The sequence below is a fragment of the Rhizobium sp. O111 genome (assembly GCF_055616315.1).
Map to the genome: position 1 here is coordinate 1,125,388 of NZ_JBSHXL010000001.1, position 23,943 is coordinate 1,149,330.

The window sequence follows — 23,943 nt, forward strand, 5'->3', positions numbered from 1 at the left end:
GGAAGATGGATGAGTCAGCCGTGTGACGCTGTCGCGCGTCGTTCGGCATGCAGCCCCAGCATATACATCGCGACCGTCGCCCCCGCAATGGCGGTGATGTCGGCATGGTCGTAGGCGGGAGACACCTCGACCACGTCGGCGCCGCGGATGTCGAGCTGGTGCAGCCGCTGCAGTACGGAGAGGATCTTGGCGCTGGACGGGCCGCCCGAAACCGGCGTGCCGGTGCCGGGCGCAAAGGCCGGATCCAGGCAGTCGATATCGAAAGTCAGATAGCTGGGCGCGCCCTTGGTGTGCGAGATGATCGTCGAGGCGATCTCGGCAGCACTCATCTCCTCGACCTGATGGCCGTAAAGAATATTGATGCCGAAATCATCGGGCGCATGCGTGCGGATGCCGATCTGGATCGAACGATCGGGATCGATGATGCCATCGCGGACGGCGCGCGCCACGAAGGAGCCATGGTCGATCCGCTTGTTGTCGTCGAACCACGTATCCTGATGCGCGTCGAACTGCACCAACGCCAGCGGGCCATGCTTGGCCGCATGCGCCTTGAGGATCGGCCACGTCACGTAATGGTCGCCGCCCAGCGTCAGCATGAAGGCGCCGGCATCGACGATCGTCTTCGCCTGCCGCTCGATCGCTTCGGGCGTCTCCTGGTGATTGCCGTAATCCAGCAGGCAATCGCCATAGTCGATCACGGCCATCTCAGCGAAGAGGTCGCGATTGAAGGGGTATTGCGGATCATTGTCGAAGATCGCCGAAGCCCGCCGGATCGCCTGCGGCCCGAAACGCGTACCAGGCCGGTTGGAGGTCGCGGCATCGAACGGGACACCCCAGACCACCGCATCGGCGCCGTTCAGATCCTTGGTGAAACGCCGGCGCATGAAGGACAGCGCACCCGCAAACGTCGGGTCCGTTGCCGCCGAGGTGAGGCTCGTTGCCGTGAAAGCATGATCGATCGACTTGTTGGCCAAGTGAATACTCCTTCTCGCCTGTTCGAAGAGGTATGCGATTTGAATATCGATTCAACAATTGCCAAAACGAAAAAAGGCCGGGCTTGCACCCGACCTTTCCACATTCCGAAGTCCGAAGCGATTAACGCTTGGAGAACTGGAACGAACGGCGGGCCTTGGCCTTACCGTACTTCTTACGCTCGACGACGCGGCTGTCGCGGGTCAGGAAGCCACCCTTCTTCAGGACCGAGCGCAGGCCCGGTTCGAAGTAGGTGAGAGCCTTGGAGACGCCGTGACGAACGGCACCGGCCTGGCCGGAAAGACCGCCGCCTGCAACCGTTGCGATGATGTCGAACTGGCCGTCACGGGCAGCAGCGACGATCGGCTGACGCAGAATCATCTGCAGAACCGGACGTGCGAAGTATTCCGTGAATTCCTTGCCGTTGATGACGATCTTGCCGGAGCCCGGCTTGACCCATACACGAGCAACAGCGTTCTTGCGCTTGCCGGTCGCGTAGGAGCGGCCAAGCGAATCGACCTTACGGACGTGTGCCGGAGCCGAAGCTTCGGTAGCCGTGCCGAGATCCTTCAGGGAGGAGAGGTCAGCCATTCTTAGGCGCTCCTTACGTTCTTCTTGTTCAGCGAGGCCACGTCGAGAGCGACAGGCTGCTGAGCTTCATGAGGATGGTTGGAACCAGCGTAAACGCGCAGGTTCTTCATCTGGCGACGACCGAGCGGGCCACGCGGAACCATGCGCTCGACTGCCTTTTCAAGAACGCGCTCCGGGAAGCGGCCTTCCATGATCTGGCGAGCGGTACGCTCCTTGATGCCGCCGGCGAAACCCGTGTGCCAGTAGTAAACCTTGTCGGAATACTTCTTGCCGGTGAATACGACCTTGTCGGCATTGATGACGATGACATTGTCGCCGTCGTCAACGTGAGGAGTGAAGGTAGCCTTGTGCTTGCCGCGCAGACGCATGGCGATAACAGAAGCGAGACGACCAACGACAAGCCCTTCGGCGTCGATGATGACCCACTTCTTCTCTACCTCTGCAGGCTTCTGGGAGAAGGTTGCCATAGTAGTTACTCTCTTTTGATCCCTTGGCCCGAAGGCGAAAGGGCGTTTCTTGTTGCTTGATTTGGGAGCCCTGGGGCGCACCAAAAAGAAAGCAGCCGGGAAAGGCTGCGTTCTGGCGGTGTGTATAGAGGTTGAGGCCGATAGCGTCAATATTGCCGCGGGTCGCAGCCGTAAAAACAAGTCAATGAAATCAATGCTTTAAGTATGTGGTATTTTGATACCTCAATTTTCAGCGTCTCGATGTGAGCGCTTTGGCGTCAACGGCATCGCTTCTCCTCGAAATGACTGGCCTTTTGTGGCAGGACTGATAGCACGAAATCGACATGCAGGGAGTTTCATCATGGCCGAAGTTCTATCGTTCCGCACCGATGCCAGCAAAGCCAGCGGTTCGCTCGTGCTGCGCCAGCTTTCCGATGGCGTGCTGCGGCTGACCCTGAACAATCCTCCCGCCAATCACCTGTCGCTCGCCATGATGGAGACGCTGATGGGCGAGCTGCAGAATGCGGCCGAGGACGACGACGTGCGTGTCGTGATCATCGCATCGACGGGCGATGTCTTCTCGGCCGGCCATGATCTCAAGGAACTAACCGAGCATCGCGCCGATGCCGATGACGGCGAAGCCTTCTTCGAGGAGACCTTCGCGCTTGCGGCCGACCTGATGCTGGAGATCACCAAGCTGCCGAAGCCCGTCATCGCCGAGATCGACGGACTTGCGACCGCCGCCGGATGCCAGCTCGTCGCTTCCTGCGATCTCGCAATCTGCACCGATACCGCAACCTTCTGCACGCCGGGCGTCAATATCGGCCTCTTCTGCGCGACGCCGATGGTGGCGCTGACCCGTTCCGCCCATCGCAAGCAGGCAATGGAGATGCTGCTAACGGGCGAGACGATCGACGCCTCGACCGCCAAGGACTTCGGCCTGGTCAACCGCATCGTGCCAAAACAATATCTGCAGCAGGTCGTCACCAAATACGCCTCGGTGATCGCAAGCAAATCGCCCATGGCGCTCCAGATCGGCAAGGAAGCCTTCTATCGCCAGGTCGAAATTCCGATCGAGGAGGCCTATGGCTATGCCGCCGAAGTCATGGTGGACAGCATGATGACCGAGGATGCGGAAGAGGGGATCGGGGCATTCCTGGAAAACCGGATGCCGGATTGGTCGAGGGACTGAACCCGGCGGAGCTCGGAGCCTTCTACGCCAGCTTCAGCAATAGCCCGCCGAGCGCGATGATCGCGCCGGCGAGATAGCGCCATGGGCTGGCTTTCTCCTTCAGAAACACGACGGAAATGATGAGCGCGAAGAGGATCGACGTCTCGCGCAGCGCGGCGACGGTGGCGACAGGCGCCTTGGTCATGGCCCAGAGCGCCAGCCCGTAGGATGCGATCGATCCGGTGCCGCCGATCAGGCCGCGCCACCAGTTCACCTTCACATGCATGGCAACCGCATAGGCGCCGCGCCGCGAGATCGCCCAGCTGAGCAGCAACACCGGCGGCAACAGCGACATCCACAGCGTATAGGAGATCGCATTGCCGGATATCCGCGCCCCGATGCCGTCGACATAGGTGTAGGTGGCGATGACCACGGCATTGGCGAGCGCCAGACGAATGGCGTGGCCGCTGCCGCGCTTGGCCTCGAAGGCGAGCGTCAGGATGCCGGCGCATATCGTGATCGTGCCGATCAGCGCGCCGCCGGACAGGCTCTCGCCGAGTACGAAGCCGCTCGTTGCCGCCACCAAGAGCGGCGCGCAGCCGCGCATCAGCGGATAGACGAGGCCGATATCGCCGGCTCGATAGGCGCCAGCGACCAGCTGGAAATAAGCGAACTGCAAAATCGCCGAGGCGCCGATATAGGGCAGGGCCTCGATAGCGGGAAGGGGCAGGAAGGGCAGGAAAGGCAGGGCCGCGATCGCCCCACCTGCCGAGATCAGGCTGGCGTCCAGCGCCTTGTCCGTCCCGGCCTTGATCAATGCGTTCCATGTCGCGTGAAGAAGCGCGCCGAAGAGGACCAGCAGGATGACGGTGAGGGACAAAAGAACTACCTGATGGTGTGGCGAAAAGACGGGACAAAGCTTGTTACGCCGTCATCAGGAAAATGCAACAGCAGCCATTAAAACGAAGCTATGCAGTGCCCTCTCTGCTTAAACGATTATGCAACCTTCGGACGATCATACCGTTAAGCAGCCGTTGCGATACGTACGCCAGAAGTTTCAAAAATTTTTTCCTCATTCAACTATGAGGTGTTTCTAAAATGGCCATGAACAGGTGGGGACATAAGCGGGATATACAGTGAACATTTTCTAAGGTGAGCGCATTAACCCGACTGGGTGATGTAAATAGATCACAAAAAACCAAGCGAGGGCGAGACCGGCCTGTCAAAATTGGTGGGTTTTATGCCCGTCTGATGGGCAGCCGCTCAACCGGAATTTCAGGTCTCAGAGCGAATTATCCGGAATGAACAGCATCCCGTCCAGGTTGTCGATATTCTGACAGTTCAGAACCCGGCATTTCGGGTTGTCCTTGGTCGGAACAGTGGTCCATTCGGCATATTCGTTGGCGTCGCACAGCCGGCTGTTGCGCACATATCTGTCGTAGAGCGTCATGCCGCGAACGCGGGTGGAGGGGTAGCGCAAGATGACCGCTCCCTCGTTGTGGATGGCGGCGCGCGCCCGGTCGCAGCTGATCGTCTGCGAATTGTAGCGCGATATCGCGAGCGCCGGCGTGGCGGCGAGCAGCGCGGCGGTAAACACAAGCATTTTTCTCACGGCGATCTCCTCCTTCGGCATCCAGCGTACCTATTATATATAGGAAACGCTTTAGCGCTGTCATTGAGTTGGAGACAAGGAAAGATGGATCACGATCACTATAGCGACGAATACATCCTCGATATCCTCCGGTCGGTAAAGACGATAGCGCTCACCGGCGCGTCGCCCAATCCCGCAAGGCCGAGCAATGGCGTCATGGGCTATCTTCTGTCGCGTGGTTACGAGGTAGTGCCCGTCAATCCCGGCCAGGTCGGCAAGCGTATCCAAGGGCAGGAGGTCTTCGGCGATCTCGCTGATGTGCCCGTGCCGGTCGACATGATCGACGTCTTCCGCGCCTCCAACTATCTGGGGGAGGTAGTGGACGAGGCGCTGGCGATGAACCCGCGACCGAAAGTGATCTGGGCGCAGCTCGGCGTGCGCGACGATGCCGCTGCCGCCAAAGCCGAGGCGGCCGGCATCAAGGTTGTCATGGACCGCTGCCCGGCAATCGAGTACCCACGCCTCATCGGCTGAGAAGGGCAAATTTTTCGCCAAACGCGTTTCGGTTGAAATGGATGGCGATTAACTTTTGCCGATCGTCCGCTATGCTCGCCGTCATAATGTCAAATCAGAACGGGAGGACTTCATGACCGCGAATGATCCGGGTTTCAATACGTTGGCCGTGCATGCGGGCGCAAAGCCCGATCCGGCGACCGGCGCCCGCGCCACGCCGATCTACCAGACGACGGCTTACGTCTTCAACGATGCTGATCATGCAGCCGCACTCTTCGGCCTGCAGGAATTCGGCAATATCTACACCCGCATCATGAACCCCACCCAGGCTGTGCTCGAAGAGCGTGTCGCAGCCCTTGAGGGCGGCACGGCGGCGCTCGCCGTCGCCTCCGGCCATGCCGCTCAGATGATCGTCTTCCACACGCTGCTGCGCCCAGGCGAAAACTTCGTCGCAGCCAAGCGGCTCTATGGCGGCTCCATCAATCAGTTCGGCCATGCTTTCGATAATTTCGGCTGGCAGGTGCGCTGGGGTGATTCCGCCGATCCGGCGAGCTTCGAAAGCCAGATCGACGAGAATACCCGCGCCATCTTCATCGAAAGCCTCGCCAATCCAGGCGGCACCTTCGTCGATATCGCGGCAATCGCCGATGTCGCCCACAAGCATGGCCTGCCGCTGATCGTCGACAACACGATGGCGAGCCCCTATCTCATCCGTCCGATCGAGCACGGTGCCGATATCGTCGTGCATTCGCTCACAAAGTTCCTCGGCGGCCACGGCAATTCCATGGGCGGCATCATCGTCGATGGCGGCACCTTCGACTGGTCGAAATCCGGCAACTATCCGATGCTGTCGAGCCCGCGGCCGGAATATAACGGCGTGGTCCTGCATTCGACCTTCGGCAACTTCGCCTTCGCCATCGCCTGCCGCGTTCTCGGCCTGCGCGACCTCGGCCCGGCCATCTCCCCCTTCAACGCCTTCCTGATCCTGACCGGCATCGAGACGCTGCCGCTGCGCATGCAGCGCCACAGCGAAAACGCCGCGACGGTGGCCAAATGGCTGAAGGCGCACAGCAAGATCGCCTGGGTCAACTACGCCGGCCTCGAGGACGATCCGAACCACGCGCTGCAGCAGCGCTATTCGCCAAAGGGGGCGGGCTCCGTCTTCACCTTCGGCGTCAAGGGCGGCTACGAAGCCGGCAAGTCGCTGGTCGAGGGTCTGCAGCTCTTCTCACACCTCGCCAATATCGGCGACACCCGCTCGCTGGTCATCCACCCGGCCTCGACGACCCACCGCCAGCTGACCGACGAACAAAAGACCGCCGCCGGCGCAGGCCCGGATGTCGTTCGCCTGTCAATCGGCATCGAGGACGTTAAGGACATCATCGCCGATCTCGAGCAGTCGCTGGCGAGGGTGTGAGGCGGAATGTCAAAGCAGCTCAAGCTCGATATTTCGGGCGTCGAACCTGAGGTCGGCGCCCCGGCGGAGGATCGGTTGATCGCGGGCGATCCGCAGTTTCGGACATGGAACCTGGAGGAGGCCGATGGCGGTCTCTATGCGGGCATCTGGGAGGCGACGCCGGGCAAGTGGCGGATCGTCTATGACGAGTGGGAATATTTCAACGTTCTCTCTGGCCACTCGATCGTCACCGAAGACGATGGCGAGCCCGTCCACCTGCGCGCCGGCGACCGGATGATCCTGAGACCCGGCTTCAAGGGAACGTGGGAAGTCATTGAAACGACTCGCAAGGACTATGTCATCAGGCTCTGATGGCGCTGTCCTCGCGCAGGGACATCATTGCTGCGCCCTTCAGTCCTGATCCTGCCGGGCGCCGGAAAAGGCCGCGGCAAAGCTGGGTGATGCGATGAGGTCCATCGTTCTCCGCAGGTTTTCCGACGCATCCTTGCCGAATGCTGCGTCGAAACGCGCCTGCGCCTCACGCCACAGGCCGTTCGTCTCATTCCATAGCTGATTGCCCTTCTGTGTCAGCCGCACGCGCTTGACGCGGCGGTCATGCTCGTCGGCAACCAGTTCCACGAGACCATCGCGCTGCAGCGGCTTCAGTGTGTGGCCGAGCGCGGAGAGATCCATCACCATCGCCTCGGCCAGCATTTTCAGCGGCGTTTCGCCGCCAAGCTTGATCTGGGTCAGCAGCGTGTACTGCGTGATCTTCAAGCCGCTCGGCGCCAGCACGTCTTCATAAAGCTGGCCCAATTGCCGTGAGGCGCGCTTGAGCGCGCTGTTGCTGCAATAATTCCATGCCCCGTCAGGGGCGTTGCTCTCTGCCATAGAATGTTCTCCATCGGTGATGTCTTCCGATTGGTGGCGATCCGTCAACCGCTAAACGACACATCTTTTGCAGCGCCTCTTGTGCACGACGTTCCGTCGCCTAAATATAGTGGCATATACCAGTAAATTTCAACGCGCCCCGCCAAATCGGGCAGGGTGAGTTCAAACAAGGAAGGAATGCCGCAATGTCCACCGATTCTCTCGGAACCGCACTCGTCACCGGCGCCTCGTCCGGCATCGGCGCCACCTATGCCGATCGCCTTGCCAAACGCGGCTACGATCTTGTTCTCGTCGCCCGCGATGCCGCGCGACTGCAGGCTTTGGCTGACAGGTTGGCCAGCGAGACCGGCGTGAAGGTCAGCGTCCTTCCGGCCGATCTGACCGATCGCGCCGACGTCAGGATTGTCGAGAAGCGTTTGCGGGAAGACGCTGATATCAGCCTGCTCGTCAACAATGCCGGCATCGGCCCCAAGGGCACACTGGTGGAGGATGACATCGATTATCTCGAGACGATGATCGAGCTGAACGTCGTTGCCGCCAACCGGCTGGCTGTTGCCGCCGCGCAGGCCTTCGCAGAGCGGGGCAGGGGCGCCATCATCAACATCGCGTCGGTGGTTGCCTATATTCCGGAGCGTTTCAATGGCACCTACAGCGCCACCAAGGCTTTCGTCCTCAACCTCACCCAGGCCATCCATTCGGAAGTCGCGGAAAAGGGCGTCAAGGTTCAGGCGGTCATGCCCGGCCTGACCCGCACGGAAATCTTCGAGCGCGCCGGCCGCTCGGTCGATCAGATGCCACCCTCGATGGTCATGGATGTGAACGACATGGTGGACGCGGCCCTTGCGGGCTTCGATCAGGGCGAGTTGGTCACCATCCCGTCCTTGCCCGATAGCGGCGATCTCGATGCCGCAACCGCAGCGCGCCTGGCGCTCGGGCCTAACCTCTCGCACAACAAGCCCGCTACGCGTTACGGCGTTACGGCGGGCTAGTTCCGCTCATCGCTCGGCGCGAAGTCGGCACGCACGATGCCGTGGCGCTGCAGCTTGTCGTAGAAGGTCTTTCGCGGAATGCCGAGTTCCGCGATCGTCCTGCGCACATCGCCGTCATTGGCGTCGAGCACGTCGCGGATGATGCTTGCCTCGTAACGGTCCAGCCGATCGGGCAGGGGCAGACCCTCGCCGAGGTCGCTGGGCTTCGGCTCTGACGCGCTGCCGGAGAACTGCTGCACGCCAAGCACGAAGCGTTCGGCGAAATGCGAGAGCTCGCGGACGTTGCCGGGCCAGTCGTGATCCTGCAGATGCCGGTGCACGGCGGATGACGCGACCGGCATGTCGCGCTTGAAGCGCTTCGCCGCCCGCTCGGCGAAATAGCCGAAGAGCAGCGGAATGTCGTCGCGCCGTTCCCTGAGCGGCGGGATCGAGATCGTCACCACGTTCAGCCGGTAATAGAGATCCTCGCGAAAATCGCCGCGCTGCCGGGGATCGCCGAGATCGACCTTGGCGGCTGCGACCACGCGCAGGTCGACCGGCCGTACCTCGTTGGTCCCGAGCGGCGTCACCTCGCGCATTTCAAGCACGCGCAGCATCTGCACTTGCGTCGATGGCGCCATGCTTTCGATCTCGTCGAGGAACAGCGTCCCGCCGCTGGCGTGCTCGATGCGCCCGACACGCTTCTTCTGCGCGCCGGTGAAGGCGCCGGGCTCGTGTCCGAAAAGCTCGCTCTCGATGACGGTTTCCGGCAGGGCGCCGCAATTGAGCGCGACGAAGTTCCCGGCCTTGCGCCGCCCCCACTGATGCAGCAGGCTGGCCACGACTTCCTTGCCGCTGCCGGTCTCCCCGGTCACCAGCACGTCGACATCGGTATCGGCGATCTGCCGCAGTGTATGGCGCAGCCGCTCCATCGCCGGCGTCTGGCCGATCAGCGGCAGGTCGTCGCGTACCTGCTCGCTCGCCTTGCGCAGTGCCCGGTTCTCCAGCACCAGACGCCGCTTCTCCACCGCCCGGCGCACGCTCTGCACCAATCGGTCGGCGGGGAAGGGCTTGCTGATGAAATCATACACACCCTGCTGGATCGCCTTCACCGCCATCGGAATATCGCCATGACCGGTGACCAGGATGACGGGAAGATCCTGGTCCTGTCGCTGCACGCGGTCGAACAGCTGCAGGCCGTCCATCTGCGGCATGCGGATATCGGAAACGATGATGCCTGGGAAATCCGGCGTCAGCGCCGCCAGCGCATCGACCGCCGAGGAGAAGGCGGAAACGGTAAAGCCCGCCAGTTCCAGCGTCTGCTTGGTGGCGCGCAGAAGGTCCTTGTCGTCGTCGACGAGGAAGATGGATGCGGCGTCTGTCATGGCTTTGCTCTCACGAGATGCACGATGAAGCTGGTTCCCCGGTCGCTGCTGGAGACCTCGATGCGCCCGCCGTAGTCGGCGACGATGTCCTTCGAGATCACCAGACCAAGGCCGAGGCCCTTTTCCTTGGAGGTGTTGAAGGGCGTAAACAGCGAGGCGAGGATGGCGGCGGGTATCCCCGGGCCGTTATCGGCGACGATCACCTCCACGTCCTCATCGGTCGCGACCGCCGAGATTTCCACTCGCGCATCGCTGCGCCCCTCCAGCGCTTCGAGCGCGTTCTGAAACAGGTTGATCAGGATCTGCTCGAGCCGAACGCGATTGCCGAGAACCTGCAGGCCCGGCGGCGGCAGCTTGATGCTGAGCGCCTGCAACTGTCCGGCAAAGCGGCTCTTGAGCAGCACCACGGCACCCTCGATCACATCGCGCAACTCCACCGGTTCCGGCGCCGTCCGCCCCTTGCGCGCGAAGGCCTTGAGCTCCTCGGTGATCGAACCGATCCGCTCGGTGAGCGCAGCGATGGCGCCAAGATTCTCCTTCACCGGCTCGGCCTGCTCGCGGTCGAGGAAGACGCGGGCATTATCAGCATAGGCGCGGATGGTCGCGACCGGTTGGTTGATCTCATGCGCAACACCGGCTGCGACCTGGCCGAGAATGGCAAGTCGGTTTGCCTGGACAAGCTCCTGCTGCACGACCTGCAGTCTGGATTCGGTGTTCCTGTGATCGGCGATCTCTTCCTGCAGGCGGTCGCGCGCGCGGCTGAGATCCTCGGTGCGGGCGGCGACCCGGCGCTCGAGTTCCTCTCGCATCGACAATTCGACCGCAATCCGCATGGCCGCACTCTGCCTGCGCCGGAGCAGGAACGCCGCAACCGCGAGGATCGGCACCAGCACGGCGAGCGACAGCAAACGCATCTCCCGCACGGAGGAGGCGACGGCGGCTTCCGTTGGCACCAGATACTCCAGTCGCCAAGGCGTCGTCGGTACGGCAGCATAGAGGCGCAGATATTCCGCGGCACTGCTGCCGGGAAGGATAGCGGAAACCAGTGACGTCTTGGGGTCGATGATATCGGGCCTGACGACCGGCAGTGGCGTCAGCGGCGCATCGCCGAATTGCAGGCTCTCGCGGATGGCGGCGAGTTCCTGCTGCGGCACCGGCACCGCCGTCATGAAGCGCCAGGAGGGGATGCTGGTGATCAGCACCACGCCGTGCTCGTCGGTCACGTAAACCGGCCGGCGCGTGTCGCGCCAGTCGGTCTCGAGCTGGTCGAATTCCAGCTTCACGACTACGACGCCAAGCGGCGCGTCGGCACTGCCGACCCGGCGCGAGATGTAGAGGCCTGGGCGTTTGCTGACGCTGCCGAGCGCGAAATGCTCCGCCGTTCCCTGCTGCATCGCCCGCTTGAAATAGTCGCGGAACGTATAGTCGTTCCCCACGAAGCTGATCGGTTCGCGCCAGTTGCTTGATGCTATGGCAAGGCCGTCGGTGCCGATGACATAGAGGACCGCGGCCTGCGTGCCCGTCACCAGCCGCTCCAGCTTGCGGTTCAAAATGTCAATATCGGTGACGCTGGTGGAGGAGAGGGCATTCAGAACCTGCTGGTCCTCGGCGAGCAGCAATGGCAGCGCGCGCGGGCGCTCAAGCACGGCCGTCAGCAGCGCCACCTTCAAGCTGGCGTCGGTCTGGCTCTGGGCCGCGAGCGCGTTGATCGACGAACTGCGCCCATAGAGTGCCGCACCAATCAGGGCCGCGACAAGCAAGGCGGCTGAGAGCGCAACGAAGAGGATCCAGCCGCGTCGCGTCCTGCGATCGACGTCGTCGATGGTCTCAAACCCCGGAATGCTCAGCGTATTTGGCATGATGTTCAATGTGCGGATTTTCGCACATTCGTCAAATGAAATTGTGCGACAATTCGCGCAATCGAGCTCCGGCGACGTTTCAGTCCAGAAGAAAACCGTTTTGAATCATGGCGATATTACGGCGCGCGGAAACTGGCACGGCCATTGCAAAGTAGCTGCGAATAGCCGGAAGGCTGTTGATTGAAACGCAGTTGCCCCGGGAGGCCGGTCAGGTTTGGGGGCTTTATGGAGGACACTATGGGTGTTGCAATTCCAGCCGCCGAGCCGCGGACCAAGATGCCGTTCTACCGGCATCTCTATTTCCAGGTCGTCGTCGCCATCATCGCCGGCATGCTGATCGGCCATTTCTGGCCTGATTTCGGCGCCAGCCTGAAGCCGCTCGGCGATGCCTTTATCCGACTCGTCAAGATGATCATCGCACCGGTCATCTTCCTCACGGTCGCCACCGGCATTGCCGGCATGTCGGACTTGAAGAAGGTCGGTCGCGTCGCCGGCAAGGCGATGCTCTATTTCATCGTCTTCTCGACGCTGGCGCTCATCGTCGGCCTCATCGTCGGCAACCTTTTGCATCCGGGCTCCGGCATGAACATCGATCCGGCCACGCTCGACGGCAAGGCTGTCTCGACCTACGCCACCAAGGCGCATGAGACGACGATCACCGGCTTCCTGATGAACATCATCCCGGAAACCATCGTCGGTGCATTTGCCCAGGGCGACATCCTGCAGGTTCTGTTCTTCTCTGTGCTGTTCGGCATCGCGCTCGGCATGGTCGGCGAAAAGGGCAAGCCGGTCACCGATTTCCTGACCGCGCTCACCGCCCCGGTCTTCCGCCTCGTCGCGATCCTGATGAAGGCTGCCCCGATCGGTGCGTTCGGCGCGATGGCTTTCACTATCGGTAAGTACGGTATCGGCTCGGTCGCCAATCTCGCTTACCTCATCCTCACCTTCTACATCACGGCGCTTCTCTTCGTGCTGGTCGTGCTGGGTGCGGTTGCGAAGTATAACGGCTTCTCGATCCTGTCGCTGATCCGCTACATCAAGGAAGAGCTGCTGCTCGTCCTCGGCACATCCTCGTCGGAAGCGGCTCTGCCGGGTCTGATGCAGAAGATGGAACGCGCCGGCTGCAAGCGCTCGGTCGTCGGCCTGGTCATCCCGACCGGCTATTCGTTCAACCTCGACGGCACCAATATCTACATGACGCTGGCTGCACTCTTCATCGCCCAGGCAACCGGCATCGATCTGTCGCTCGGCGACCAGATCCTGCTGCTCCTCGTTGCGATGCTGTCGTCCAAGGGTGCTGCAGGCATCACCGGCGCGGGCTTCATCACGCTCGCGGCAACCCTGTCGGTCGTGCCTTCGGTTCCTGTCGCCGGCATGGCGCTGATCCTCGGCATCGACCGCTTCATGTCGGAATGCCGCGCTCTGACCAACCTGGTCGGCAACGCTGTCGCCACCGTCGTGGTCGCTCGCTGGGAAAATGAACTCGACCAGGAAAAGTTCGCCGCCGCCATGGCAGGCCAGCTACCGGAAGAGCTCGATCAGCCGGTTCCGACGCTGCAGGCCGCCGAGTAAGGCAAACAAACCAAAGAACAGCCTGCCGTTAACCGGCAGCTGTGCCTCCCAAGGCGGATGGCCGCGCTCCCGAAAGGGAGCGCGGTCGTTTTATTTGGCCGTTTCTCAGCGAGAGGGCCAGCTGAGGTCGAGCCGGTCGAGCCCGTGGAAATGGTAGACGTCCTTTACTTCGGGCGTCTTGGCCAACTTCAGGCCGGGCAGGCGCTCGAACAGAATCGGCAGGACCACGTTGAGCTCCAGCCGCGCCAGCGGCGCGCCGATGCAGAAGTGAATGCCGGCGCCGAAGGAGAGGTTGGCCGCCTCGCGGCGATCCGGCTTGAAGGTCAGCGGATCGGTGAACTTCAGCGGATCGAGATTGGCCGCGGCCAGGATCAGGCTCACCTTGTCGCCGCGCTTGAACGATATGCCGTCGATCTCGGCCGGCTCCAGCGCCCAACGCTGGAAGATGTGAACCGGCGCGCAAATGCGCAGCGATTCCTCGACGGTCCGCTCCGTTGTTTCCTCGTCCTTGAACAGTTCTGAAGGCGCAAAGCCGCTGTCGAGGATCATCCGCACCGAGTTGCCGATCTGGTGCACCGTCGCCTCATGCCCGGCATTCAAAAGCACGATCGTCGTCGAGACGAGCTCGTCCTCCGTCAGATACTGGCCCTTGTGCTCGGTATGGATCATGTGCGTCAAAAGATCGTCGCGCGGGTTGGCGCGGCGCTCTGCGATCACGGTCTTCACGTAATCGGCGAATTCCTTCGCGGCCTTTTCGGCACCATCCTCGTCGGCGCGGGTGCGGCCGAAGAGATACATGCGGATATAGGCGTGCGACCACTTGAGGAGCTGCGGCCCCATCTCCTCGGGGATGCCGATCATCCGCGCGATCATCGTGACCGGGATGATGTCGGCGAAGGCGGAGAGCAACTCGACCTCGCCCTTGTGCTCGAACTGATCGATAAGCCGGTTGGCGAGCTCCTCGAGCTCCGGCTTCATTTTCTCGACGTGGCGCGAAACGAAGGCGCGGTTGACGAGCGTGCGCAGGCGCGTGTGCTCCGGCGGCTCGAGTTCGAGCAGGGAGTACCGTTCGGCAAGGTCGAAATTGACGACGTGCTGGTCGGGCTCGGGAAGCCCCAGCTCCTCGCGGCTGGCGATATGCAGGATCTGCCGGCCGAAGCGCCGGTCGCGCAAAAGCGCGTTCACATGGTCATACGAGGTGAAGAACCACTGCTTCTGCTCTTCCCAGTAAAATGTGGGACAGTGGGTATGCAATGCCGCGTATGCGGCATTGGGATTGCTGTAGAACAAGGGACTGCGCGCATCGATGGAGACGCGGCGCGCGGCGGGGTCAATGGACATGTAAGGCAATGTGATCATGCCCGAGGCTTAGCGGATTTGCTCAACCTCGGGAAGAGAGCACAACCTATTGTCAGCGTCCAAGTGAACCTACGCGACGCAACGCATGGATCTGGTCGTCGAGCGTCGGCACGAGTTCGCCCGTCGTGTGATCCGGCTTTTCTTCCGGCGGTGGCGGCGCTGCCGCCTCGGCCTCGCCGAAGGTGACGGTGCAGTTGCGGCCCGCGGCCTTGGCGGAATAAAGCGCGCGGTCGGCGGCCGATACCAGCTTGTCCATATTGGCCTCGATCGGCGAGGCAAGGGCCACGCCGATGCTGACGGTGGCCGGAATGATGGCGTCGCCGGTGCTGACGGGAACACGGCAGAACTCGGTGCGGATCGTCTCGGCGAGCGCCTCGGCCTCGGTTTGGTCGGCGACGCTTGCGAACGCCCCGAATTCCTCGCCGCCCATGCGGCCGAACACGCCCGCAGGCGTAAACTGCTGCGCCATGCGGGCAAAGACCGTCAGCACGGCGTCGCCACCCTGGTGGCCGAAGCGATCGTTGATGCGCTTGAAGTTGTCGAGATCGAACAGAAGAACGGCGACCTGGCGGTTCTCGTCGAAGGCCTTCGTCTGGATGCGCGTGAACTGCGCAAACAGACCGCGGCGATTGAGGACGCCAGTCAGTGTGTCGGTGAGGCTGAGAATACGCAATTTCTGCTCCGAGCGCTCCATGATGAGACGAACCGTCAGCGCGCAGGCGAGCGTCAGCATCAGCGCCGTACCCATTGCAGCGATGCCGGCGATATTGGCTGCTTCCATATCACTCGGCGACAGCACGGCGATCGCGCCGGCGGCGATAAAACAGACGCAGGCCTGCAGGATGAACATGACCGCGAGCTTGGCGCGCGCCGACTCTCGATTGAGGCCGGGCGAGCTGACCGCCATGGTCAGCGCCGTCGCGCCCGTTGCCGAGGCGAGGTTGTAGAGGGCGACCCGGTTCGGATAGTCGTCGTGCACCCAGGGCAGGAACACGCCGGCCAGCCAGACGACCGGCGGCAACAGCACCCACCATTCGATCTTGCGCCGGTCGAGCGCCAGATATCCCGCCACCCAGGCGCTCTGGCCAACAAGCGCGATGGTATTGCCCGCCTCGATCGACAGATAGCTCGGAATGTGGCCGCGCAGCGCCACCAGTGCAAATCCGATGCCGCTGAGCATGAAGCCCCAGCCCCAATAAAAATAAGTCTTGTCTCGGACATTATGGCGCCAGGCAATGAACGCGACCAGCGCGAGCGTCATCGCCTCGGAGCACCAAATGGCCAGTCCTGTCGTAACATTGAACACGGCAATACCCCTTGTATGGCCGCATCCTCGCTAAATAAGCTGGCGACTTTCTTAATCGCGGAGCGGCAGCCCGCAGGCCTCGTCCGTTATCTGGCGATAGGCTTTCCACGAGGTAAATGACCGGCGTCCCATACTGAGCGAATTCAGCATTTCTTCATCTTGCTGAAGAGAAAAGCTGTGAGCCGTGAGTATGGCTCTCCGCCGTTAATGACGGTTTTGAAGAATCTCCCTACAGAGGGCCCATGAAAACAGGCATGGTTTCCCACCGTCTTAACGTTATCCCAAGGCGCGTCTTGAAGAGAAGGGTAGGGAAGTTCTATGTAGGGATAAGGCATTTTCTTTGATTCCCGGCGTCGGGCCGGAAAGACGTTGACAAAGGACGCACATGAGAAACCCAGTCGATACCGCTATGGCCCTCGTGCCGATGGTTGTGGAACAGACCAATCGCGGTGAACGCTCCTACGACATTTATTCGCGCCTGCTCAAGGAACGCATCATTTTCCTGACGGGTCCGGTCGAGGATCACATGGCGACGCTCGTCTGCGCCCAGCTGCTTTTCCTCGAAGCCGAGAACCCCAAGAAGGAAATCGCGCTTTACATCAATTCGCCGGGTGGCGTCGTCACCGCCGGCATGGCGATCTACGATACGATGCAGTTCATCAAGCCTGCTGTGTCGACGCTGTGCATCGGCCAGGCCGCATCCATGGGCTCGCTGCTCCTCGCAGCCGGCGACAAGGACATGCGCTTCGCCACGCCGAACTCGCGCATCATGGTTCACCAGCCGTCGGGCGGCTTCTCGGGCCAGGCTTCGGACATCGAACGTCACGCACGCGACATTCTCAAGATGAAGCGCCGCCTGAACGAAGTGTACGTCAAGCACACGGGCCGGACCTACGAGGAAGTTGAAAAGACGCTCGACCGTGACCATTTCATGGATGCGGCGGAAGCCAAGGACTGGGGCGTGATCGACAAGGTCCTGACGTCTCGTGTCGAGATCGAAGGCGCTGCGCCTAGTCAGAACTAGGGATGGTGTTTTCCCCGCCACAGTTCTATCTCATTTGTGATCGAACTAGGGAATAAACCGAGTGGCGGGTGAACCATTCTCAAGTATTAATGCTATGTTGAATTTTTATGACATAGCATTTGGCTTCGAAGGGGAGTTCGTTGCCGCCGGGGCCAAGACGGCCTAGTCTGGACCCGGTTCGTACCCCTTGACGGCCTTGGCCGGCTGTAGCTCCAAGTGGGGCAGGCCAATGAGTTGACCGCACTTTCACCTTGAAATGCGGCGTGCTGGAAGGAAAGTGATATGAGCAAAGTCAGCGGCAGCAACGGCGGCGACTCTAAAAACACCCTGTACTGCTCCTTCTGCGGAAAGAGCCAGCACGAAGTCCGCAAGTTGATTGCCGGACCGACAGTTTTCATCTGCGATGAATGCGTCGAATTGTGCATGGACATCATCCGCGAGGAAAACAAGTCCTCGATGGTCAAGTCCCGTGATGGCGTTCCCACGCCCCAGGACATCATCAAGGTCCTCGACGAATACGTCATCGGCCAGCGTCAGGCGAAGAAGATCCTGTCCGTTGCCGTTCACAACCATTACAAGCGTCTCGCGCACGCCACCAAGAACGGCGAAATCGAGCTTGCGAAGTCGAACATCATGCTGGTCGGCCCGACCGGTTGCGGCAAGACCTATCTTGCCCAGACGCTCGCCCGCATCATCGACGTTCCCTTCACGATGGCCGATGCCACGACGCTGACCGAAGCCGGCTATGTCGGTGAAGACGTCGAAAACATCATCCTGAAGCTTCTGCAGGCTGCCGACTACAACGTCGAGCGCGCGCAGCGCGGCATCGTCTACATCGACGAAGTCGACAAGATCTCGCGCAAGTCCGACAACCCGTCGATCACCCGCGACGTGTCGGGCGAGGGCGTGCAGCAGGCGCTTCTGAAGATCATGGAAGGCACGGTCGCTTCCGTACCGCCGCAGGGCGGCCGCAAGCATCCGCAGCAGGAATTCCTGCAGGTCGACACCACGAACATCCTGTTCATCTGCGGTGGCGCCTTTGCCGGTCTCGACAAGATCATCTCGGCCCGTGGCGAAAAGACCTCGATCGGCTTCGGCGCAAGCGTTGCCGCTCCGGATGACCGTCGCGTCGGCGAAGTGTTGCGCGAACTGGAGCCGGAAGATCTCGTCAAGTTCGGCCTGATCCCCGAGTTCATCGGTCGTCTGCCGGTTCTGGCGACGCTTGAGGACCTTGACGAGGACGCACTGATCCAGATCCTGTCGGAGCCGAAGAACGCGCTCGTCAAGCAGTATCAGCGCCTGTTCGAGATGGAAGACGTCGAGCTGACCTTCCACGAGGACGCCCTTCGCGAAATCGCCCGCAAGGCGATCACCCGCAAGACCGGCGCCCGCGGCCTTCGTTCGATCATGGAAAAGATCCTGCTCGACACGATGTTCGAACTGCCGACGCTCGAAGGCGTGCGCGAAGTCGTCATCTCCGACGAAGTCGTCCGCGGCTCCTCGCGTCCGCTCTACATCTACGCGGATCGCCAGGAAGAAAAGGCCAACGCCTCGGCCTAAGTATCAGCGCGATACGAACCGTGAATTTAAGGGGCTTGCCGTTGGCAGGCCCCTTTCTATTTGAAAAACCGTTCGCGGCACCTCCAAATGCCGATAAAACTTGCTGATGACGCCTGAAACCACGTTCGTTGCCGTTGCGAATTCATCCGCCCTTGGCAATTATGCAATGATTCCGTTGGTGTGTTTCGGCGTTGTATTTTAGCCGGTTCGGAAATGGTCAGCGCCGGTCCAGCTAGGCGCGACATAGTGAGGTGTTCCGTTGTAGCATAGCTGTCATGTCCAAGCGGACACGGGCCATGTGGCAGCTTGAAAAGCATAGTCAGAACCTCCACTTGTTAATCCAAGTGAGAGTGCGGCCGGTCCCAAACGGTCGCGCCAGAAGAGCCCGGCAACGGGACGATGGAAAGGAAATAAAATGACGAAGAAAACGTCAGTTGCGAGCACCGCTTATCCAGTATTGCCCCTGCGCGACATCGTGGTCTTTCCGCACATGATCGTACCTCTCTTCGTAGGCCGCGAGAAATCGATCCGCGCGCTCGAAGAAGTCATGGGCTCGGACAAGCAGATCATGCTCGTCACGCAGATCAATGCCAGCGACGATGATCCCGAGCCGTCCGCCATCCACAATGTCGGCACCGTCGCCAACGTTCTGCAGCTGCTGAAGCTTCCCGATGGAACCGTCAAGGTTCTCGTCGAAGGCCGCGCGCGCGCTGAAATCGACGCCTACACCGACCGCGAGGATTTCTACGAAGCGCTCGGTCATGTGCTTGAAGAGCCGCACGACGATCCGGTCGAACTGGAAGCGCTGAGCCGCTCGGTCGTGTCCGAATTCGAGAGCTACGTGAAGCTCAACAAGAAGATCTCGCCCGAGGTCGTTGGCGCCGCCAGCCAGATCGACGATTACTCGAAGCTGGCCGATACGGTTGCCTCGCACCTGTCGATCAAGATCACCGAGAAGCAGGAAATGCTGGAAACCACCAGCGTCAAGGCACGCCTCGAAAAGGCGCTCGGCTTCATGGAAGGTGAGATCTCGGTCCTCCAGGTCGAGAAGCGCATCCGCTCGCGCGTCAAGCGCCAGATGGAGAAGACCCAGCGCGAATACTACCTGAATGAGCAGATGAAGGCGATCCAGAAGGAGCTCGGCGACGGCGAGGAAGGCCGCGACGAGATGGCCGAACTGGAAGAGCGCATCTCCAAGACCAAGCTCTCCAAGGAAGGTCGCGAGAAGGCCGATGCCGAGCTGAAGAAGCTGCGTCAGATGAGCCCGATGTCGGCGGAAGCCACCGTCGTGCGCAACTATCTCGATTGGCTGCTCGGTATTCCGTGGTCGAAGAAGTCGAAGATCAAGACGGATCTCAACAACGCCGAAAAGATCCTCGAAGCCGATCACTTCGGTCTCGACAAGGTCAAGGAGCGCATCGTCGAGTATCTGGCTGTCCAGGCCCGCGCGACCAAGATCAAGGGTCCGATCCTGTGCCTCGTCGGCCCTCCGGGTGTCGGCAAGACCTCGCTCGCCCAGTCGATCGCCAAGGCGACCGGCCGTGAGTACGTCCGCATGGCGCTCGGTGGCGTTCGTGACGAAGCTGAAATCCGCGGTCACCGCCGCACCTACATCGGCTCGATGCCCGGCAAGGTCATCCAGTCGATGAAGAAGGCGAAGAAGTCCAACCCGCTCTTCCTGCTCGATGAAATCGACAAGATGGGCCAGGACTTCCGCGGTGATCCGTCGTCGGCTCTGCTCGAAGTGCTCGATCCGGCACAGAACTCGACCTTCATGGACCACTACCTTGAGGTCGAATACGATCTGTCGGACGTGATGTTCATCACGACGGCGAACACGCTGAATATTCCGGCACCTTTGATGGACCGCATGGAAGTCATCCGTATCGCCGGCTACACCGAAGACGAAAAGCGCGAGATCGCCAAGCGGCACCTGCTGCCGAAGGCCATCAAGGAACATGCTCTGCAGCCGAACGAATTCTCGGTTTCAGACGATGCCCTGATGGCGATCAGCCAGCAGTACACACGCGAAGCCGGTGTCCGTTCGTTCGAACGCGAACTGATGAAGCTCGCCCGCAAGGCGGTCACCGAGATCATCAAGGGTAAGACGAAATCGGTCGCGGTTACCGCCGAGAACATTTCGGACTATCTGGGTGTTCCGCGCTTCCGTCACGGCGAAGCCGAGGGCGAGGATCAGGTCGGTGTCGTTACCGGTCTGGCCTGGACCGAGGTTGGTGGTGAACTGCTGACGATCGAAGGCGTCATGATGCCGGGCAAGGGTCGCATGACCGTCACCGGCAACCTGAAGGACGTCATGAAGGAATCGATTTCGGCGGCCGCGTCCTACGTCCGCTCGCGCGCTGTCGATTTCGGCATCGAGCCGCCGCGCTTCGACAAGTCGGACATTCACGTCCACGTGCCGGAAGGTGCCACCCCGAAGGACGGCCCATCGGCCGGCGTCGGCATGGCAACCGCGATCGTCTCGATCATGACCGGCATCCCTGTTCGCAAGGACGTGGCGATGACGGGCGAAATCACGCTTCGTGGTCGCGTCCTGCCGATCGGCGGATTGAAGGAAAAGCTGCTCGCCGCACTGCGCGGCGGCATCAAGACTGTTCTGATCCCGGAAGAAAACGCCAAGGACTTGGCGGAGATTCCGGATAACGTGAAGAACAACATGGAGATCATCCCTGTGTCCCGTATGGGCGAGGTGATCAAGCATGCTCTGGTCCGCAGACCGGAGGCGATCGAGTGGGATGGCACGGTGGAAACGCCTGTTATCGCAACGGTCGAAGGGCACGACGAAAGCGGCACTTCCATCGCTCATTGAGCCTTGTTTGCCACATTCGTGCCCTATTGCTTAAAAACCCTGAAAAGGCTGGCATTTTTGCCAGCCTTTTTTTGTGAAAACCGTACGGAGACGCTTGCTTTTCCTTTATTTGCAGGCTCTTTGGGGTGCGGCGGGCCTGATGCACCAAATTCCGTGCCCGGCTATAGATTTGAGTCGTTTCGAACCATTTGAAAGGGGTGGAAACATGAACAAGAATGAACTCGTGTCCGCAGTTGCCGAAAAGGCAGGACTCTCGAAGACCGATGCCGCTTCGGCCGTCGACGCTGTTTTCGAAGTTGTCCAGGCTGAACTCAAGGGCAAGGGCGACGTTCGCCTCGCTGGTTTCGGTAGCTTCACCGTTTCCCATCGCGCTGCCACCAAGGGCCGCAATCCGTCGACCGGCGCTGAAGTCGACATTCCGGCACGCAACGTGCCGAAGTTCACGCCCGGCAAGGGCCTGAAGGAAGCCGTCAACGGCTGATTGGATTTGCTTGGCAGCCGGGCAACGAGACCGGCAGCACAAGTATTCGAAGGGTTCGGCGAAAGCCGGACCCTTTTCGCATTTGCGAGACTTGCCGCGATCGCGGCTTTCAACTACGCATGGATCATTCTCAGGGCGGGGTGCAATTCCCCACCGGCGGTAAGAGCGCAAGCTTGAGCCCGCGAGCGCCTTTTCACCTCAGGTGAGAAGGGTCAGCAGATCCGGTTGAATTCCGGAGCCGACGGTCATAGTCCGGATGAAAGAGAATGAGCAGGGTACGCGGGGCGGCATCGTCCGCCGCGTCGGCACCCGCGTTCATGCGTCCTGATTTATGTTGGTCCTTTTGTTCGGATGAATGACATGAATCAGACTACCCATATTTCCATATCCGCATCGCGTGCGCTTGCCGGCGCAAGCTGGATGGTGCTTGCCGGCATCGCCTTTGCTGTTCTCAACGTCGTCACCCAATGGCTGACGATGACCCTGGCCTTTCCGTCGGCCTCGGTCGCCTTCTGGCAATATGCCTTCGCGCTCGTCTTCTCGCTACCCTTCCTGTGGAAGACCGGCCTTGGCGCGATGCGCACCCAATACCCCTGGCGCCACATCGTTCGCGTCGTGCTGGCCGCCCTCGGTGTCCAGACCTGGGTCGCTGGTCTTGCGAGCGTGCCGATCTGGCAGGCGATCGCGCTGGTCATGACCTCGCCCTTCTTCATCATCCTCGGCGCCCGCCTGTTCCTCGGCGAGCGGGTAGGGGCAGTGCGCTGGGGCGCCACGGCCTGTGGCTTCGCCGGAGCAATGATCATCCTGCAGCCCTGGTCGGACAGTTTCAGCTGGGCGGCACTGTTGCCGATCCTTTCGGCGCTGCTCTGGGGCGCCTCGTCACTGATCACCAAGAGCCTGACGGGGATCGAGAAGCCGGAGACGATCACGGTCTGGCTGCTCGTGCTCCTCACGCCCGTCAACGGCGGTCTCGCCTTTGCGGCCGGCTTCGCGATGCCAACAGGCACGGTGTTGATGCTGCTCGTCGCCGCCGGCCTGCTGACGGCGATCGCCCAGTATCTTCTGACGCTCGCCTACAGCGCCGCCGATGCCGCCTATGTCCAGCCCTTCGACGATCTGAAGCTGCCGCTCAACGTTCTCGCTGGCTGGTTGGTCTTCGGCTATGCGCCCGCGGGCTATTTGTGGCTAGGTGCGGGCCTGATTCTCTGCGCCTCGCTATTCCTCATGCGCCACGAGATGAAGCGCGAGCGCGGATCCGCATAACAGATCTGCTCCGGGCGCTCACGAGATTGTCATGTGGATGGCAATGAGTGCCCGGCATATGTCACATCGCTGTAATGCAAACCCCATAGGCGGAGGGCGTTTCTTCGCAATGCCAATTGGGGGTATCTCTTATGAAGACCATTATTTCCGCGGCCGCTGCCGTTCTCTTCACGGCCGGCGTTGCCGCCGCTTCCGACTATGTTTCCTATCTCGACTATCCGCAGCCGAAGGACGACAGCAAGGAGTTCTTCACGGCGATCGAAATTCCGCAGGGAAGCTTCACCAAGTATGAAATCGACGCCAAGACCGGCCACATCGTCGTGGACCGCTTCCAGTCGATGCCGGTTATCTACCCGGCCAACTACGGCTCCATCACCAGCTCGCTTGGCGGTGACGGCGATCCGCTCGACGCTCTGGTCTATACCCGCGAGCCGGTTGTTCCGGGCGCCATCATCAAGGTTCGTGCGATCGGCGTGCTGAACATGATCGACGGCGGCGAACGGGACGACAAGATCGTTGCCGTTCCGGCCAGCGACATCGACCCGAGCTACGACAAGATCAAGGAAATCACCGATCTTCCCGAGATCGAGCAGCAGCGCCTGCAGGCCTTCTTCCGCGTCTACAAGCAGCTGCCGGAAAAGCGTAAGGTTGTCGAGCTGAACGGCTTCGAAAACGCCGAGAAGGCACAGGCCGAAGTCGCCGCCGCCATCAAGGCTTACGCTGAAAAGAAGTAATCCGGGCAAAGCCCAGGTAAGGAAATGGCCG

Annotated in this window: 22 protein-coding genes and 1 riboswitch; of the genes, 12 read left to right on the forward strand and 10 right to left on the reverse strand. The window is 61.0% G+C overall.

Annotation, left to right across the window (positions count from 1 at the left end; translation table 11 throughout):
- Positions 1-14 precede the first annotated feature (14 nt).
- The 3 genes from speB to rplM all read right to left on the reverse strand — a co-directional run bounded on the left by speB (position 15) and on the right by rplM (position 2,030).
- Positions 15-974, reverse strand: a complete 960-nt coding sequence (gene speB / locus ACVTFQ_RS05805; RefSeq protein ID WP_111561272.1) for an agmatinase — start codon at positions 972-974, stop codon at positions 15-17.
- 121 nt (positions 975-1,095) lie between these two features.
- Positions 1,096-1,563, reverse strand: coding sequence for a 30S ribosomal protein S9 (rpsI, locus tag ACVTFQ_RS05810; RefSeq protein WP_037177440.1), 468 nt, complete (start codon positions 1,561-1,563; stop codon positions 1,096-1,098).
- A 2-nt stretch (positions 1,564-1,565) separates the two neighbouring features.
- The gene (gene rplM, locus ACVTFQ_RS05815) at positions 1,566-2,030 is read right to left on the reverse strand and encodes a 50S ribosomal protein L13 (RefSeq protein ID WP_018900238.1); all 465 of its coding nucleotides are present in this window, start codon (positions 2,028-2,030) and stop codon (positions 1,566-1,568) included.
- A gap of 340 nt (positions 2,031-2,370) precedes the next feature.
- Between rplM and ACVTFQ_RS05820 the strand changes: the two genes are divergently transcribed.
- The gene (locus ACVTFQ_RS05820) at positions 2,371-3,201 is read left to right on the forward strand and encodes an enoyl-CoA hydratase (protein ID WP_111561273.1); all 831 of its coding nucleotides are present in this window, start codon (positions 2,371-2,373) and stop codon (positions 3,199-3,201) included.
- A 22-nt stretch (positions 3,202-3,223) separates the two neighbouring features.
- On the opposite strand, the gene ACVTFQ_RS05825 is transcribed toward ACVTFQ_RS05820, so the two are convergent.
- Positions 3,224-4,060, reverse strand: coding sequence for a DMT family transporter (locus tag ACVTFQ_RS05825; RefSeq protein WP_111561274.1), 837 nt, complete (start codon positions 4,058-4,060; stop codon positions 3,224-3,226).
- Positions 4,061-4,462: 402 nt separating this feature from the next.
- Complete coding sequence (locus ACVTFQ_RS05830; protein ID WP_409527894.1) at positions 4,463-4,783, reverse strand: hypothetical protein; 321 nt, start codon at positions 4,781-4,783, stop codon at positions 4,463-4,465.
- Positions 4,784-4,876: 93 nt separating this feature from the next.
- Between ACVTFQ_RS05830 and ACVTFQ_RS05835 the strand changes: the two genes are divergently transcribed.
- The 3 genes from ACVTFQ_RS05835 (at position 4,877) to ACVTFQ_RS05845 (ending at position 7,052) form a co-directional block, all read left to right on the forward strand.
- Positions 4,877-5,305 carry a CoA-binding protein gene (locus tag ACVTFQ_RS05835; RefSeq protein WP_111561275.1) on the forward strand — a complete coding sequence of 143 codons (429 nt, stop codon included), beginning with the start codon at positions 4,877-4,879 and terminating at the stop codon, positions 5,303-5,305.
- A gap of 112 nt (positions 5,306-5,417) precedes the next feature.
- Positions 5,418-6,701 carry an O-acetylhomoserine aminocarboxypropyltransferase gene (locus tag ACVTFQ_RS05840; protein WP_111561276.1) on the forward strand — a complete coding sequence of 428 codons (1,284 nt, stop codon included), beginning with the start codon at positions 5,418-5,420 and terminating at the stop codon, positions 6,699-6,701.
- Positions 6,702-6,707: 6 nt separating this feature from the next.
- The gene (locus tag ACVTFQ_RS05845) at positions 6,708-7,052 is read left to right on the forward strand and encodes a cupin domain-containing protein (protein WP_111561277.1); all 345 of its coding nucleotides are present in this window, start codon (positions 6,708-6,710) and stop codon (positions 7,050-7,052) included.
- Positions 7,053-7,091: 39 nt separating this feature from the next.
- Here ACVTFQ_RS05845 and ACVTFQ_RS05850 read toward each other — a convergent pair whose 3' ends face one another.
- Positions 7,092-7,571, reverse strand: a complete 480-nt coding sequence (locus tag ACVTFQ_RS05850; protein WP_162718176.1) for a MarR family winged helix-turn-helix transcriptional regulator — start codon at positions 7,569-7,571, stop codon at positions 7,092-7,094.
- A gap of 185 nt (positions 7,572-7,756) precedes the next feature.
- On the opposite strand from ACVTFQ_RS05850, the gene ACVTFQ_RS05855 reads away from it, so the two are divergent.
- Positions 7,757-8,560 (forward strand): SDR family NAD(P)-dependent oxidoreductase, encoded by an 804-nt coding sequence (locus ACVTFQ_RS05855; RefSeq protein WP_111561279.1) that lies wholly within the window; start codon positions 7,757-7,759, stop codon positions 8,558-8,560.
- Here the strand turns inward: ACVTFQ_RS05855 and ACVTFQ_RS05860 are convergent.
- Both ACVTFQ_RS05860 and ACVTFQ_RS05865 read right to left on the reverse strand, forming a co-directional pair.
- A complete protein-coding gene (locus ACVTFQ_RS05860) occupies positions 8,557-9,924 on the reverse strand; it encodes a sigma-54-dependent transcriptional regulator (protein WP_111561280.1) in 1,368 nt (455 codons plus the stop codon). The genes ACVTFQ_RS05855 and ACVTFQ_RS05860 overlap by 4 nt on opposite strands.
- Entirely contained in the window at positions 9,921-11,783 is a 1,863-nt protein-coding gene (locus tag ACVTFQ_RS05865; protein ID WP_111561542.1) for a sensor histidine kinase, read from the reverse strand. Before ACVTFQ_RS05865 ends, ACVTFQ_RS05860 begins: the two co-directional genes overlap by 4 nt.
- Positions 11,784-12,020: 237 nt before the next feature.
- Between ACVTFQ_RS05865 and ACVTFQ_RS05870 the strand changes: the two genes are divergently transcribed.
- Positions 12,021-13,355, forward strand: coding sequence for a dicarboxylate/amino acid:cation symporter (locus tag ACVTFQ_RS05870; RefSeq protein ID WP_047509971.1), 1,335 nt, complete (start codon positions 12,021-12,023; stop codon positions 13,353-13,355).
- Between the two features lie 105 nt (positions 13,356-13,460).
- Here ACVTFQ_RS05870 and ACVTFQ_RS05875 read toward each other — a convergent pair whose 3' ends face one another.
- Both ACVTFQ_RS05875 and ACVTFQ_RS05880 read right to left on the reverse strand, forming a co-directional pair.
- On the reverse strand, positions 13,461-14,714 hold the full coding sequence (locus ACVTFQ_RS05875; protein ID WP_111561282.1) for a cytochrome P450: 1,254 nt from the start codon (positions 14,712-14,714) through the stop codon (positions 13,461-13,463).
- A 52-nt stretch (positions 14,715-14,766) separates the two neighbouring features.
- Positions 14,767-16,020 (reverse strand): GGDEF domain-containing protein, encoded by a 1,254-nt coding sequence (locus ACVTFQ_RS05880; protein ID WP_181459194.1) that lies wholly within the window; start codon positions 16,018-16,020, stop codon positions 14,767-14,769.
- Between the two features lie 385 nt (positions 16,021-16,405).
- Here ACVTFQ_RS05880 and clpP point away from each other — a divergent pair, with 385 nt between their 5' ends.
- The 6 genes from clpP (at position 16,406) to ACVTFQ_RS05910 (ending at position 23,912) form a co-directional block, all read left to right on the forward strand.
- A complete protein-coding gene (gene clpP, locus ACVTFQ_RS05885) occupies positions 16,406-17,044 on the forward strand; it encodes an ATP-dependent Clp endopeptidase proteolytic subunit ClpP (RefSeq protein WP_026283311.1) in 639 nt (212 codons plus the stop codon).
- A gap of 282 nt (positions 17,045-17,326) precedes the next feature.
- Positions 17,327-18,604 (forward strand): ATP-dependent Clp protease ATP-binding subunit ClpX, encoded by a 1,278-nt coding sequence (clpX, locus tag ACVTFQ_RS05890; RefSeq protein WP_018900222.1) that lies wholly within the window; start codon positions 17,327-17,329, stop codon positions 18,602-18,604.
- Between the two features lie 415 nt (positions 18,605-19,019).
- A complete protein-coding gene (gene lon, locus ACVTFQ_RS05895; protein WP_018900221.1) occupies positions 19,020-21,434 on the forward strand; it encodes an endopeptidase La in 2,415 nt (804 codons plus the stop codon).
- A 205-nt stretch (positions 21,435-21,639) separates the two neighbouring features.
- Positions 21,640-21,915 carry a DNA-binding protein HupB gene (gene hupB / locus ACVTFQ_RS05900; RefSeq protein WP_018900220.1) on the forward strand — a complete coding sequence of 92 codons (276 nt, stop codon included), beginning with the start codon at positions 21,640-21,642 and terminating at the stop codon, positions 21,913-21,915.
- Between the two features lie 122 nt (positions 21,916-22,037).
- A riboswitch (FMN riboswitch) is annotated at positions 22,038-22,187 on the forward strand.
- An 88-nt stretch (positions 22,188-22,275) separates the two neighbouring features.
- Positions 22,276-23,178, forward strand: a complete 903-nt coding sequence (locus tag ACVTFQ_RS05905) for a DMT family transporter (protein WP_111561284.1) — start codon at positions 22,276-22,278, stop codon at positions 23,176-23,178.
- A 131-nt stretch (positions 23,179-23,309) separates the two neighbouring features.
- Complete coding sequence (locus tag ACVTFQ_RS05910; protein WP_111561285.1) at positions 23,310-23,912, forward strand: inorganic diphosphatase; 603 nt, start codon at positions 23,310-23,312, stop codon at positions 23,910-23,912.
- Positions 23,913-23,943: the final 31 nt, after the last annotated feature.

Excerpts from the sequence above, each read along its gene's own strand:
- rpsI (WP_037177440.1), bottom strand. The coding sequence starts at position 1,563 with ATGGCTGACCTCTCCTCCCTGAAGGATCTCGGCACGGCTACCGAAGCT.
- rplM (WP_018900238.1), bottom strand. The coding sequence starts at position 2,030 with ATGGCAACCTTCTCCCAGAAGCCTGCAGAGGTAGAGAAGAAGTGGGTC.
- ACVTFQ_RS05820 (WP_111561273.1), top strand. The coding sequence starts at position 2,371 with ATGGCCGAAGTTCTATCGTTCCGCACCGATGCCAGCAAAGCCAGCGGT.
- ACVTFQ_RS05830 (WP_409527894.1), bottom strand. The coding sequence starts at position 4,783 with ATGCTTGTGTTTACCGCCGCGCTGCTCGCCGCCACGCCGGCGCTCGCG.
- ACVTFQ_RS05835 (WP_111561275.1), top strand. The coding sequence starts at position 4,877 with ATGGATCACGATCACTATAGCGACGAATACATCCTCGATATCCTCCGG.
- ACVTFQ_RS05840 (WP_111561276.1), top strand. The coding sequence starts at position 5,418 with ATGACCGCGAATGATCCGGGTTTCAATACGTTGGCCGTGCATGCGGGC.
- ACVTFQ_RS05845 (WP_111561277.1), top strand. The coding sequence starts at position 6,708 with ATGTCAAAGCAGCTCAAGCTCGATATTTCGGGCGTCGAACCTGAGGTC.
- ACVTFQ_RS05850 (WP_162718176.1), bottom strand. The coding sequence starts at position 7,571 with ATGGCAGAGAGCAACGCCCCTGACGGGGCATGGAATTATTGCAGCAAC.
- ACVTFQ_RS05855 (WP_111561279.1), top strand. The coding sequence starts at position 7,757 with ATGTCCACCGATTCTCTCGGAACCGCACTCGTCACCGGCGCCTCGTCC.
- ACVTFQ_RS05860 (WP_111561280.1), bottom strand. The coding sequence starts at position 9,924 with ATGACAGACGCCGCATCCATCTTCCTCGTCGACGACGACAAGGACCTT.
- ACVTFQ_RS05865 (WP_111561542.1), bottom strand. The coding sequence starts at position 11,783 with ATGCCAAATACGCTGAGCATTCCGGGGTTTGAGACCATCGACGACGTC.
- ACVTFQ_RS05870 (WP_047509971.1), top strand. The coding sequence starts at position 12,021 with ATGGGTGTTGCAATTCCAGCCGCCGAGCCGCGGACCAAGATGCCGTTC.
- ACVTFQ_RS05875 (WP_111561282.1), bottom strand. The coding sequence starts at position 14,714 with ATGATCACATTGCCTTACATGTCCATTGACCCCGCCGCGCGCCGCGTC.
- clpP (WP_026283311.1), top strand. The coding sequence starts at position 16,406 with ATGAGAAACCCAGTCGATACCGCTATGGCCCTCGTGCCGATGGTTGTG.
- clpX (WP_018900222.1), top strand. The coding sequence starts at position 17,327 with ATGAGCAAAGTCAGCGGCAGCAACGGCGGCGACTCTAAAAACACCCTG.
- lon (WP_018900221.1), top strand. The coding sequence starts at position 19,020 with ATGACGAAGAAAACGTCAGTTGCGAGCACCGCTTATCCAGTATTGCCC.
- hupB (WP_018900220.1), top strand. The coding sequence starts at position 21,640 with ATGAACAAGAATGAACTCGTGTCCGCAGTTGCCGAAAAGGCAGGACTC.
- ACVTFQ_RS05905 (WP_111561284.1), top strand. The coding sequence starts at position 22,276 with ATGAATCAGACTACCCATATTTCCATATCCGCATCGCGTGCGCTTGCC.
- ACVTFQ_RS05910 (WP_111561285.1), top strand. The coding sequence starts at position 23,310 with ATGAAGACCATTATTTCCGCGGCCGCTGCCGTTCTCTTCACGGCCGGC.